Below are 12,208 nucleotides of genomic sequence, written 5' to 3' on the forward strand. Positions count from 1 at the left end.
ACTGAAGTTTGTGAACGTATTGTTGTTTTAGATAAAGGCTTAATAGTTAAAGACTTAAAAACTTCAGAAGAAACTTTAACAGCGTTAGAAGCGTATTTTACGGTGTAATTCAAATAAATAAGTAGTTTTTTGTATTTTTACAACCCTATTACAATAATTGTACTGGGAATAAGTTAAAAGGTAAGTAAAAAACGATTTCTTTTGAAAAACAATATTAAAATATTTGTAAGCTTTTTGGCAATACTTTTTGTCGTTGGTTGTTCCACTAAAAAAGACGCTTTTTTAAATAGAAGTTTCCATTCAACAACCACAAAATACAACGTGCTATATAATGGAAATGAAGCTTTGCGAATTGGTTTAATAAAATTAAACTCAAATTACGAAGACAACTATTGGGATCGATTGCCAATTGAACCTTTAAAAGTAGACGTTTTAGCATTACCAGGAATGGAAAGTGATGTAGATGATTCTCCTAAAGAATTTGAAAGAGCTGAAGAAAAAGCTGTAAAAGCGGTGCAAAAACACTCTATGTTAATTGCAAGACAAGAACGTAACAATCAAATAGATAATGCGTATTTATTATTGGGAAAATCTAGATATTATTCTAAACGTTTTGTACCTGCATTGGAAGCTTTTAATTTTGTGATATTAAATTACCCTAAAGCCGATTTAATTAACGAAACCAGAATTTGGCAATCTAAAACTTTAGTTCGTTTACAAAATGAAGAACAAGCTATAAATAACCTTAAAAATTTATTAAAAAACAAAGAACTTACTAAAGAAATTAAAGAAAGTGCACACACTGCTATAGCAATGGCTTATCTTAATTTGGATAGTTTGCAACAAGTAACCAATCATTTAAACAAAGCGGTTTTAACAGCTGAAAATTTTGAACAAACAGCTAGAAATTTATTTGTTTTAGGTCAAATTTATAGAGAAAAAAAATTAATAGATTCATCTAATATTTCATTTCAAAAAGTAATAGATTTTAAAAAATCACCTTTTAAATATAAAATTCACGCTCATATTGAAATGGCAAAAAACATTTCAAACAAGGAAGAAAAATTAGCGACCATTGAAATATTTAAGAAACTAATAAAAGATAGAGATAACAGACCTTATTTAGATCAGTTAAATTATCACTTAGGATTGCTTGTGAAAGAAGATGATTCTGAAAAAGCAATCACTTATTTTAAGCAATCATTACATCATAGTAGAAAAAATGATTTTCAGAAAGAGTTAACTTATGAAGCGCTGGGAAATTCATTTTTCGACAAAACATCTTTTTTAAAAGCAGGAGCATATTACGATAGTATTTTGCAAATAACTCAATCTAACAATACGAAACGTGTTAGAGGAATAAAAAGAAAACGTGATAAATTAAACGATGTTATTTTCTATGAAAACATTTCAAAAAGAAATGATAGTATTTTAAAATTAGTTGCAATGAGTGAAAAAGAAAGAGAAACTTATTTTTCAGATTATATTGTAACTCTTAGAGCTAAAGACAAAGAAAAACAAGCAAAAATTAGTGCAGATTTAAAGCGAGCAAAACAATCACAAAAAAAATTAGTGCAGTTAGATAATACGGGTAAATGGTATTTTTACAATATGCAAACGGTGTTATTTGGTAAGGAGGAATTTAAGGCACTTTGGGGAAATAGACCTTTAGAAGATAATTGGCGTTCAACAAACAAAACGATTGTAGATGTTAATAATGAACCTTCAGTAGAAAATTTAAACGTAGTAGAAGTAGGAAGTGTAAAAAGGTATGAGGTTTGGTATTATACAGATGAAATACCTACAAGTAAAGTAAAAATAGACAGCATTATTGCTGAGCGAAATTCAGCTTATTTTAATTTGGGGGTTATTTATAAAGAGCAATTTAAAGAATTAGAACTTTCAACACATAAATTAGATACGTTACTTACATTTAATCCAGCTTCATCAATTGTATTGCCAGCAAAATATCATTTATATAAGATATATAATAGTCAAAATAATGATAAAGCAAACTCATTAAAGGAAGATATTGTTAAAGATTTTCCAGAATCTAAATATGCGAAAATCATTTTAAATCCTGAGAAAGGTCTAACTGATGCTACAGAAATTACATCTGAAGATGAATATGCATTACTATTTTATGAATATAAAGATGAACTTTTTGATAGCGTAATTGAAAAATCAACCATTGCAATTAATAAACACGAAGGTGAAAAAATAGTTTCAAAATTTGAACTATTAAAAGCCTATGCAATAGGTAAAAGAGATGGCATATTAGCCTTTAAAGAAGCATTGGATTTTGTTGCTATGAATTATCCAAATACTGAAGAAGGTAAAAAAGCGTTAGAAGTAATTGAAACTATAAAAACAAAAATTTAATTAAACCCCAAAAAAAAAGATAGCAGCATGTTTGTTAAAAAAAAGGAGAAACTACCATTAGTATCAGAACGAAATGTTATAGGCAAAAATACCTCAATAATTGGTGATGTAAAATCTGAAGGAGATTTCAGAATTGATGGAAGTGTAGATGGAACTATAAAAACGGCAGGTCGTGTTGTTATTGGAGCATTAGGAAGTGTTGTAGGTAAAATAGAATGTGATAATGCTGATGTTGAAGGTAAATTTTCAGGTGAATTAATTGCAAATAATTTACTTACCTTAAAAACCAATGCAATTATTTCTGGAGATGTTGTTATCAGTAAATTATCCGTTGAGCCAGGTGCTGAATTTAATGCAACTTGCACTATGAAAAGATCAACTGTTAAGGAATTAAATAATGGAAAAACCACAAAAGAAAAAACAGCTTAACCGTTATATACAATTAACAGGTGTTGCTTTTCAAATGGGTATTACCATTTATTTAGGTGCTTATTTTGGAAAATGGTTAGATGAACATTTTCAAACTTCAAATAAAACATTTACAATTATTAGTACTTTAGTAGCTATGGTTGTATCAATTTGGAGCGTTTTAGCTCAATTAAAAAAAATTAATGATAAATATGAGTAAGGCAATTGTTGGTTTTTGTGTAAGACTATTAATTACTTTAAGCGTAGTTTTTGCCTTTCATATTGCAATTTTATATTTCTTGGAAGTTCCTTTATTTGAAAATCAAATTATTGCTTCGTACATCATAAATGGGATTTTAGCGATTATAATTTTTATAACTTTATTCAAGCTTAGAATTAAATATTTAGATTTATTGGGGTTTCTTTTTATGGGGGGAAGCTTTCTTAAATTTGGAGTCTATTTTATTTTTTTTCTGCCTCTATTTAAAGCAGATGGAGTTGTGGTTAGATTAGAGTCTACTTCATTTTTAATACCATATATAACAAGTTTAATTATTGAAACTTTTTATCTCATAAAATTATTAAATAATAAATGGTAACAGCTTAATAATTAGCTATAAATAATGTTTTAAAATCGAAAGAATTTATTTTTTGGTTTCTAAGATAAAAACGTACATTTGCAAAATATTTTTAGACAACAGTATTAATAAAGTGATATGCATAGAATTACCTTAATAAAAATACTTACGTTACTACTACTAATTGTAACAATCTCGGTGAACGCGCAACATGAAACAGTTGAAAAAGCTCATGTAGAAAGTGACTCTTCTGAAAAAGGAAGTTTAAAAACGGAGATTAAAGAATATATAAATCATCATTTATTAGATTCTTACGATTTTAGTTTGTTTTCATATACAAATGATGCTGGAGAGCATATTTATGTTGGCGCTCCACTACCAGTAATTTTATGGGATGGCGGTATAAAAGTATTCTCTTCTTCTAATTTTCATCATGGTGAAGCAATTGCAGAGGTTGATGGTAATTACTACAAAGTTGTTCATAATAAAATATATAAAACTGATGCTGAGGGTATTATTACTTTTGATGAGCATCAACATCCAACCAATGTAAAGCCTTTAGATTTTTCAATCACTAAAAATGTAGCAGTTATTTTTTTAGTAGGTTTATTAATGTTTTTTATATTTAGCAGAATGGCTAAATCATACAAAAAAAACAATTTAATGCCAACAGGTTTTGGTCGAATGTTAGAGCCAATTATCATGTACATTAGAGATGATATTGCCATTCCTAACATTGGAAAAAAGAACTATAAAAAATACATGAATTACTTGTTAACGGTATTTTTCTTTGTTTGGATTATCAACTTATTAGGTTTAACACCACTTGGAGTAAATGTTACTAACAATATAGCGGTAACCTTGGCTTTGGCTTTAATAACCTATTTATTAACAACATTTACTGCCAATAAAAATTATTGGAAACATATTTTTTGGATGCCAGACGTTCCTGTATTAATGAAAATTATATTAGCTCCAATTGAGCTATTGGGTACTTTCATTAAACCATTTGCATTAATGATTCGTTTGTATGCAAACATTACAGCAGGTCATATTGTATTAATGAGTATTATAGGTTTAATGTTTATTTTTAAAAGCTGGATTGGGAGTCCATTATCTTTTGGATTAGCATTTGGATTGGCACTTTTAGAATTATTAGTAGCAGCGCTACAAGCATATATTTTCACTATGTTATCTGCACTATACTTTGGTATGGCTGTTGAAGAACATGATGACCATCATTAAAAATTGAATGTTTAATTAAATTAATATATATTATGGAAGGTTTAAATTTCATTGGAGCAGGTTTAATAGTAATTGGTGCTGGTTTAGGTATCGGTAGAATTGGTGGTTCAGCAATGGACGCTATTGCACGTCAGCCAGAGGCTTCAGGAAAAATTCAAACAGCGATGCTAATTGCAGCAGCGTTAATTGAAGGTATTGGATTTGCGGCTTTATTTGCTGCATAACAAAACAAACAAATAGCTACAACGGTTGGTTGTAGCTATTGTTTTTAATTAGAAATTAAATTATATATAAACACCAAATAAACATGGATAAGTTAATAGAACAGTTTTCATTAGGGTTATTTGTCTGGCAATTAATTTTATTTGTTGGATTGGTATTTTTATTGAAAAAATTTGCTTGGGGACCTATTTTAAATTCGGTAAATGAAAGAGAAGAAGGAATTAAAAATGCCTTAGACGAAGCTGAAAATGCGCGTAAAGAAATGCAAAATCTAACGGCTGATAATGAGCGTATTTTAAAAGAAGCCCGTGCACAACGTGATGGTCTTTTAAAAGAAGCCCGTGAAATGAAAGATACTATTATTTCTGAAGCTAAAGAAGAAGCACAAATACAAGCAAATAAAGTTGTTGAACAAGCACAAGCTACTATCCAATCTGAAAAACAAGCTGCAATTGCGGATTTAAAAAATCAAGTAGCTGAGTTATCAATTAGCATTGCTGAAAAAGTAGTAAGAGGTGAATTATCCGATATAAACAAGCAAACAAAACTTGTTGAAGATTTGTTAAAAGAAGTAACCATTAGCTAATTAAATTTAAATGAGCGGATCTAAAGCAGCAGTACGATATGCAAAAGCAATACTAAGTTTTGCACTTGAACAACAAAAAGAAGTTCAGGTGAATGAAGACATGTTGCTAATTACAAATACAATTGAAGAAAGTAAAGATTTACAATTGTTGCTTAGTAGCCCAATTATTAAATCTCAATTAAAAAAAGTAGCAATAAAAGAAGTCTTTTCTTCTAAAGTTTCAAGTTTAACAATTGGTTTAATAGATTTATTAATTGATAATAAAAGATTGTCAATTTTAAATGATGTAACGAAAAAATATACCATTCTTTTTGATAAATTAAAAGGAATAGAAATAGCAATAGTTACAACTGCAGTTCCTTTAACGGAAGCTTTAAACAAACAAGTTTTAAGTAAAGTAAAAGAAATTACAGGAAAAGAAGCAACTATAGAGAATAATGTAAATCCTGATATTATAGGAGGATTTATATTACGTATTGGAGATGTTCAATATGATGCAAGTATTGCAAATAAATTACAAGGATTAAAAAGACAATTTGAAAGCGAAAGTTTTATTTCAAAATTGTAATATATAAAGATTTAAGTTTTAAAAATTATATAAAATGGCATCAATAAAACCAGCTGAAGTTTCAGCGATTTTAAAACAACAATTAGCCGGATTTGAAGCATCAGCTTCATTAGACGAAGTAGGAACTGTATTGCAAGTAGGTGATGGTATAGCACGTGTCTACGGTTTATCTAATGTTCAATACGGAGAGTTAGTTGAGTTTGAAGATGGATTAGAAGGAATTGTATTAAACTTAGAAGAAGACAATGTAGGTGTTGTTTTATTAGGTCACTCTAAATCAATTACAGAAGGATCTACCGTAAAACGTACTGAAAGAATTGCTTCACTAAAAGTTGGTGAAGGAATTGTTGGACGTGTTGTTAATACATTAGGACTTCCAATTGATGGTAAAGGAGCAATTCAAGGTAAAACATATGAAATGCCTTTAGAGCGTAAAGCTCCTGGCGTTATTTTTCGTCAACCAGTTACAGAACCATTACAGACAGGTGTAAAAGCTGTTGATGCAATGATCCCAGTTGGTAGAGGTCAGCGTGAACTTATTATTGGTGACCGTCAAACAGGAAAATCAACAGTAGCTATTGATACTATTATCAATCAAAAAGAATTTTACGATGCTGGTGTGCCAGTATATTGTATATATGTTGCAATTGGTCAAAAAGCATCTACGGTTGCTGGAATTGCAAATTTATTAGAGGAGAAAGGAGCAATGGCGTATACAACAATTGTTGCTGCTAACGCCTCAGATCCTGCATCAATGCAAGTATATGCTCCTTTTGCAGGTGCTGCAATTGGAGAGTATTTTAGAGACACGGGTCGTCCTGCTTTAATTGTTTATGATGATTTATCTAAGCAAGCAGTGGCGTATCGTGAAATCTCATTAATATTACGTCGCCCACCAGGACGTGAAGCTTATCCTGGAGATGTATTTTACTTACACTCTCGTTTATTAGAACGTGCTGCAAAAGTAATTAATAATGATATTATTGCTGCTCAAATGAATGACATCCCAGATTCTATACAAGGAATTATTAAGGGTGGAGGTTCTTTAACAGCTTTACCAATTATTGAAACTCAAGCAGGAGATGTTTCTGCATATATCCCAACAAACGTAATTTCAATTACTGATGGACAAATTTTCTTAGATGGAGATTTATTCAACTCAGGTGTACGTCCAGCTATTAACGTAGGTATTTCAGTATCGCGTGTTGGTGGTAATGCACAAATCAAATCAATGAAAAAAGTAGCAGGTACTTTAAAATTAGACCAAGCACAATACCGTGAGTTAGAAGCTTTCGCTAAGTTTGGTTCAGATTTAGATGCAGCAACCTTAAATGTAATTGAAAAAGGAAAACGTAATGTTGAGATTTTAAAACAAAATCAAGGAGATCCATTTAAAGTTGAAAATCAGATTGCAATTATTTATGCAGGTTCTAAAAATTTATTAAGAACGGTTCCTGTTGAAAAAATAAAAGAATTTGAAAAAGATTATATAGAATATTTAAATGTAAAACATAGAGATACGTTAGATATTTTAAAATCTGGTAAATTAACAGATGAAGTTATAGACACTTTAACAAGTGTAGCTAAAGAAATTTCAGCAAAATACGCTTAATAAATTGTTATTCTCGCGAAAGTGAGAATTTCATAATTTGAAGTTCGTTTAAAAGATTCCGCATAAAATGCGAAATGATAGATAAAATTTATAATGGCAAACTTAAAAGAAATACGTAACAGAATTACATCCATTGGATCAACAATGCAAATTACCAGTGCCATGAAAATGGTATCTGCTGCAAAGTTGAAAAAAGCACAAGATGCAATTACTCAAATGCGTCCGTATGCTAATAAGTTGACAGAACTTTTACAAAGTTTAAGTGCAACTTTAGAAGGTGAAGTAGGTGGTGTTTATTCTGAGCAAAAAGAAATTTCAAAAGTATTATTAGTTCCAATTACTTCAAACAGAGGTTTATGTGGTGGTTTTAATTCAAATGTAATTAAGGCAACTAAAAATATTGCAGATAATTATAAAGGTAAACAAGTTGATCTTTTAACTATTGGTAAAAAAGGAAATGACATTTTAGCTAAAAACTATACTGTTATTGAAAACCATAGCGATATTTTTGATGATTTAACATTTAACAATGTGGCTGTTATTGCAGAAAGAATAATGAGTTTGTTTGCTGAAGGAGAGTATGATAGAGTTGATTTGGTGTACAACCGATTTAAAAATGCAGCAACACAAATTGAAACCATTGAACAATTTTTACCAATTGAACCCATAAAAGGCGAAATAAAAGTAAATACAGATTATCTTTTTGAACCTACAAAAGCAGAAATTGTATTGGAGTTGATTCCGAAATCATTAAAAACACAATTGTATAAGGCAATTAGAGATTCATTTGCATCAGAACATGGAGCTCGTATGACTGCAATGCATAAAGCTACAGACAACGCAACTGAATTACGTAATGATTTACTATTAAAATACAATAAAGCACGCCAGGCAGCTATTACCAATGAAATTTTAGAAATTGTTGGAGGTGCAGAAGCATTGAACAATTAGGCGTAGCGATAGTGCAGCCAAATTTTCTAAATGAGAAGCATTGAACAATTAGGTTGAATATTTAAAATATATTTTTTTAAAAGAGTTTATCAATTTTGATAAGCTCTTTTTTTGTAGTTTGGTATACAGTTTGTATATATTCTAAAAAACAATACAGTTATGAATAAATTAGGAATCTTTTTAAGCACCACAATTATTTTATTATCGTTTTCTTTTTGTTGTTCAACTAAAGAATTAGCTAAAGAAAATCACCCTTTTAAAGTTACAAGCGCAACCTATAATACTTGGGTTGGTGGACAACCAGGAGTCAAAGGATATAAAGTTGTTATAACAATTGACAATCAGGATATTCAACTAGACACTGTTTTTTTTAGAAATATGAAAACTCCCTTAAAAAGAGATATCAGTGCTGAACTAAACACTTTTGTAGGCGTTTTTACACTTCCTAATACAGAAAAAGATTATATTTTACATGAAAATCCTATAAATGAGTATGGAAATACACCCATAGATAAATCATTAAATATTCCTTTTGAACTTAAAAAAAATGAAGCAATTGTCAATTATTTATTAGATAATAAAACCTATTATTATAAAATTGATGAAGTAGTTGAAATAAAATCGACTGTAAAATATTAATTATAAAATATCTTCATTATATGTTAAGTTTATTTCTTCTCTAATGATATCTAATAAGTTTATAAGGTCTAAACTATTTTGATGGGACCAAGTATCACTTTCAATTTTATGTTGTTGTAAACAAGTATTACATTCCATAATTTGATGTGAATAGCCTCTTCCTATAGTAGGTAATGTTATAAATTTTTCAGCTTCATTGTTAAGTTGAATTGAAAAAGAATCTGTTTCATTCCATGGCATATTAATTATAATTTCCCCTAGGGTACCACTTATTTTGGCTATTCTTTTTGAAGTTGAATTAAAGCTGCTGAATAATATTGCCTGCGCATTTTTATAATTAAATAACATGGCCAACTGAGAATCTGCACCAGATTCATAAAAATGGGCTTTTGCATTTATTTCAATAGGAATCCCCAATAATAAATAGGCTAAAAAAACTGGGTAAATACCAATATCAAGTAAAGAACCTCCGCCTAATTCCTTATCGTAAATGCGTTGAATTGCTGTGTTTGCTTTAAAAGAAAAATCGGCATTTATATATTTTATTTCGCCAATTTCACCTTTATGAATAAGTTTTTTTATTTTTTTTATACTTGGATTAAAACGAGTCCACATCGCTTCCATCAAAAAAACTTGATTATTTTTTGAAGCTTCAATCATTTTAAAAACCTGCTTTTTATTTATAGCAAAGGGTTTTTCGCATAAAACAGCTTTTTTATGCTTTAGAGCTAAAATTGTATAACGTTCATGAGAATTATGTGGTGTTGCAATATAAACAATATCAACTAACTCATTTTGCAATAATTCCTCATAAGAACCATAAAAATTATTTGAATTATACTGTTTAGAAAACGCTTCAGCTTTTTCTAAACTTCTAGAAGCTACAGCTTCTAACGTACAGTTTTCGACTAATAATAAATCAGTTGCAAATTTATTTGCAATGCCCCCAAGTCCTATAATTCCCCATTCTATTTTTGTGTTCAAAATACCAAATTTTTAATGTTGTAAAACTAATAATAAGTAAATATAATTTTTTTGGCACAGATTTTGAAATTATTGAAGTGTAACCTATAAAATAAATGATTATGAGAACTTTAAAATTACTTTTTGCCACGATGTTTGTTGGAATATCATTTACTTCTTGTAGTGTTGTAATAGACGATATTAATGATCCATATTATGTAAACCTTGAAGATGTGGTTACTGCTTATGATCTATGGTATGTAGATTATAATAATACAACTGGAAACGGAGATGTGCCTTTTTTATCCAAAGCGTTTACAATTTCATTTATCAATGGAAAAATGTATGCAAATAATAATTTAGTTGGTATTGGAAGTACAGGAAATGGATATGGGATTCAAATTGGATATTATGACACGTATAATGGAATTCTTAAAATTGATCATAATATTGATGGTTATTATGATTTTGATGTAATTCAGATAGCATCAGATAGATTAAAATTGATAGATAATTATAATCGTGTTTCTTATTATTTAGATGGATATCAAAAATACAATTTCGATTATGATCAAATATTTTACGATAATATTGAATATTTCTTGCAAGAATATAATGTTTGGGAAAAAACCTATACAAGTTCAACAGGAGAGTTAAATGAATTTGACAACGAGAATTTTTTAAGCTTTACGCCTGAAAATATTACTACATTTTATTCGTCACAAGATGCAGTTGGCACAAATATTGCTAATGTATATTGGGATTATGTAGGAGATTATTCGGTAGCAAATGTACAAGGATATGACAATCTGAAAATTTTAACATTAGATTATGATTCTTGGGGTACTGAAGAGTTTGAGTTAACCGTTATTAATGATAGTACAATTAGTTTGTATCACAATAACTCAGGAACAACGTATGAATTTAAAGGAAGAGGATACATTCAATATTTAAAATCAAGTTCGGCTAAAGAAACTGTAAGGGATGAAGGCAGAAAACGAACTAAAGTAACAAGAGAAACAAAAATTAGAAGAAATTTAAAATAAAGTTTGGTTAGTTGATTTTTGATTGGTTATTTTATTAACCAATCAAGTTAAACCGCTCCTAAAAAGGGGCGGTTTTTTTGTATCTTTAGCTCAAGTTAAAAATAAAAAAAATGAATCAAAAAACAGCTTTTATTACAGGAGCAACTTCAGGAATAGGAAAAGCAACCGCACAGCTTTTTGCAAAAAATAACATTCGATTAATTCTTTGCGGAAGACGAAATGAACGATTAATTCAATTAAAAGAAGAACTTAGTAAACTAACCGATGTAACCACTTTACAATTTGATGTAAGTAAAAAAGGCGAGGTTTTCAAAGCCATTGAATCACTTCCAAAGGAATTTCAGAAAATAGATATTTTAATTAATAATGCAGGAAATGCTCATGGTTTAAGTACTATTCAAGATGGAAATTTAGACGATTGGGACGCAATGTTAGATATTAATGTGAAAGGTTTACTGTACGTTTCAAAAGCAATTCTTCCACAAATGGTTGATAGAAACAATGGCTTTGTAGTGAATATAGGTTCTATTGCGGGTAAAGAAGTATATCCTAATGGAAATGTATACTGTGCTTCTAAGTATGCGGTAAACGCCTTAAACAAGGCTATGCGCATAGATTTGAATAAACACAATATTAGAGTTTCGGCAATTCATCCAGGAGCCGTAGAAACCGAATTTTCAGAAGTACGTTTTAAAGGAGATGCAGAGAAGGCTAAAAATGTGTATAAAGGTTTTAAAGCGTTGCAGGCTGAAGATATTGCTGATATTATTTATTTTGTGGTAACAAGGCCTTATCATGTTAATATTGAAGATTTAGTGGTATATCCAACAGCACAAGCAAGTGCCACCATTTTAAATAAGGAATAATATTTTAAGATGATTAACAAACGTTTATTAATAAAAAATTTATTAGCTCAAAACGATGAGAATAGCTTTTATGATAAAAAGCGTAAAATTTCATTTGATACAAGTGAAGGTAAAGCTAAATTTTTAAAACACGTTTGTGCAT

The 12,208-nt window shown here is 29.4% G+C and carries 14 protein-coding genes and 2 pseudogenes; 15 read left to right on the plus strand and 1 reads right to left on the minus strand.

From position 1 onward, the window contains the following. From ABY863_RS10135 to ABY863_RS10190, 12 genes and pseudogenes are all read left to right on the plus strand, one after another. Positions 1-108 (plus strand): annotated as a pseudogene (locus ABY863_RS10135) (ABC transporter ATP-binding protein); the annotation flags it as partial. A gap of 126 nt (positions 109-234) precedes the next feature. After that, a complete protein-coding gene (locus ABY863_RS10140) occupies positions 235-2,382 on the plus strand; it encodes a hypothetical protein (RefSeq protein ID WP_372794441.1) in 2,148 nt (715 codons plus the stop codon). 27 nt (positions 2,383-2,409) lie between these two features. Beyond that, a complete protein-coding gene (locus tag ABY863_RS10145) occupies positions 2,410-2,811 on the plus strand; it encodes a polymer-forming cytoskeletal protein (protein ID WP_372794443.1) in 402 nt (133 codons plus the stop codon). Next, positions 2,780-3,010 (plus strand): AtpZ/AtpI family protein, encoded by a 231-nt coding sequence (locus ABY863_RS10150; protein WP_372794444.1) that lies wholly within the window; start codon positions 2,780-2,782, stop codon positions 3,008-3,010. The genes ABY863_RS10145 and ABY863_RS10150 overlap by 32 nt, the downstream gene beginning before the upstream one ends. Next, complete coding sequence (locus ABY863_RS10155; protein ID WP_372794446.1) at positions 3,003-3,389, plus strand: hypothetical protein; 387 nt, start codon at positions 3,003-3,005, stop codon at positions 3,387-3,389. The genes ABY863_RS10150 and ABY863_RS10155 overlap by 8 nt, the downstream gene beginning before the upstream one ends. Positions 3,390-3,506: 117 nt before the next feature. Further along, positions 3,507-4,613 (plus strand): F0F1 ATP synthase subunit A, encoded by a 1,107-nt coding sequence (gene atpB, locus ABY863_RS10160; protein WP_372794448.1) that lies wholly within the window; start codon positions 3,507-3,509, stop codon positions 4,611-4,613. A 32-nt stretch (positions 4,614-4,645) separates the two neighbouring features. Further along, the gene (gene atpE, locus ABY863_RS10165; protein WP_372794450.1) at positions 4,646-4,837 is read left to right on the plus strand and encodes an ATP synthase F0 subunit C; all 192 of its coding nucleotides are present in this window, start codon (positions 4,646-4,648) and stop codon (positions 4,835-4,837) included. Positions 4,838-4,920: 83 nt separating this feature from the next. Then, positions 4,921-5,421: a F0F1 ATP synthase subunit B gene (locus tag ABY863_RS10170; RefSeq protein ID WP_372794452.1), complete on the plus strand. Its 501-nt coding sequence runs from the start codon at positions 4,921-4,923 to the stop codon at positions 5,419-5,421. A gap of 10 nt (positions 5,422-5,431) precedes the next feature. After that, positions 5,432-5,989 carry an ATP synthase F1 subunit delta gene (gene atpH / locus ABY863_RS10175; protein WP_372794454.1) on the plus strand — a complete coding sequence of 186 codons (558 nt, stop codon included), beginning with the start codon at positions 5,432-5,434 and terminating at the stop codon, positions 5,987-5,989. A 34-nt stretch (positions 5,990-6,023) separates the two neighbouring features. Next, positions 6,024-7,601 (plus strand): F0F1 ATP synthase subunit alpha, encoded by a 1,578-nt coding sequence (atpA, locus tag ABY863_RS10180; protein ID WP_372794456.1) that lies wholly within the window; start codon positions 6,024-6,026, stop codon positions 7,599-7,601. A gap of 93 nt (positions 7,602-7,694) precedes the next feature. Next, on the plus strand, positions 7,695-8,552 hold the full coding sequence (atpG, locus tag ABY863_RS10185; RefSeq protein ID WP_372794458.1) for an ATP synthase F1 subunit gamma: 858 nt from the start codon (positions 7,695-7,697) through the stop codon (positions 8,550-8,552). A gap of 159 nt (positions 8,553-8,711) precedes the next feature. Then, entirely contained in the window at positions 8,712-9,191 is a 480-nt protein-coding gene (locus ABY863_RS10190; protein WP_372794460.1) for a hypothetical protein, read from the plus strand. On the opposite strand, the gene ABY863_RS10195 is transcribed toward ABY863_RS10190, so the two are convergent. After that, positions 9,192-10,175 (minus strand): Gfo/Idh/MocA family protein, encoded by a 984-nt coding sequence (locus ABY863_RS10195; RefSeq protein ID WP_372794462.1) that lies wholly within the window; start codon positions 10,173-10,175, stop codon positions 9,192-9,194. A 101-nt stretch (positions 10,176-10,276) separates the two neighbouring features. On the opposite strand from ABY863_RS10195, the gene ABY863_RS10200 reads away from it, so the two are divergent. The 3 genes and pseudogenes from ABY863_RS10200 to ABY863_RS10210 all read left to right on the plus strand — a co-directional run. Next, complete coding sequence (locus ABY863_RS10200; RefSeq protein WP_372794464.1) at positions 10,277-11,200, plus strand: hypothetical protein; 924 nt, start codon at positions 10,277-10,279, stop codon at positions 11,198-11,200. Between the two features lie 110 nt (positions 11,201-11,310). Continuing rightward, positions 11,311-12,066 (plus strand): SDR family NAD(P)-dependent oxidoreductase, encoded by a 756-nt coding sequence (locus ABY863_RS10205; protein ID WP_372794466.1) that lies wholly within the window; start codon positions 11,311-11,313, stop codon positions 12,064-12,066. A 9-nt stretch (positions 12,067-12,075) separates the two neighbouring features. Continuing rightward, a pseudogene (locus ABY863_RS10210) lies at positions 12,076-12,208 on the plus strand (ATP-binding protein); the annotation flags it as partial.

This window comes from Lutibacter sp. (assembly GCF_041562875.1).
GTDB lineage: Bacteria > Bacteroidota > Bacteroidia > Flavobacteriales > Flavobacteriaceae > Lutibacter.

Bases quoted from the DNA above. Each gene is read 5' to 3' on its own strand.
- ABY863_RS10145 (WP_372794443.1), top strand. From the start codon at position 2,410: ATGTTTGTTAAAAAAAAGGAGAAACTACCATTAGTATCAGAACGAAAT.
- ABY863_RS10150 (WP_372794444.1), top strand. From the start codon at position 2,780: ATGGAAAAACCACAAAAGAAAAAACAGCTTAACCGTTATATACAATTA.
- ABY863_RS10155 (WP_372794446.1), top strand. From the start codon at position 3,003: ATGAGTAAGGCAATTGTTGGTTTTTGTGTAAGACTATTAATTACTTTA.
- atpB (WP_372794448.1), top strand. From the start codon at position 3,507: ATGCATAGAATTACCTTAATAAAAATACTTACGTTACTACTACTAATT.
- atpE (WP_372794450.1), top strand. From the start codon at position 4,646: ATGGAAGGTTTAAATTTCATTGGAGCAGGTTTAATAGTAATTGGTGCT.
- ABY863_RS10170 (WP_372794452.1), top strand. From the start codon at position 4,921: ATGGATAAGTTAATAGAACAGTTTTCATTAGGGTTATTTGTCTGGCAA.
- atpH (WP_372794454.1), top strand. From the start codon at position 5,432: ATGAGCGGATCTAAAGCAGCAGTACGATATGCAAAAGCAATACTAAGT.
- atpA (WP_372794456.1), top strand. From the start codon at position 6,024: ATGGCATCAATAAAACCAGCTGAAGTTTCAGCGATTTTAAAACAACAA.
- atpG (WP_372794458.1), top strand. From the start codon at position 7,695: ATGGCAAACTTAAAAGAAATACGTAACAGAATTACATCCATTGGATCA.
- ABY863_RS10190 (WP_372794460.1), top strand. From the start codon at position 8,712: ATGAATAAATTAGGAATCTTTTTAAGCACCACAATTATTTTATTATCG.
- ABY863_RS10200 (WP_372794464.1), top strand. From the start codon at position 10,277: ATGAGAACTTTAAAATTACTTTTTGCCACGATGTTTGTTGGAATATCA.
- ABY863_RS10205 (WP_372794466.1), top strand. From the start codon at position 11,311: ATGAATCAAAAAACAGCTTTTATTACAGGAGCAACTTCAGGAATAGGA.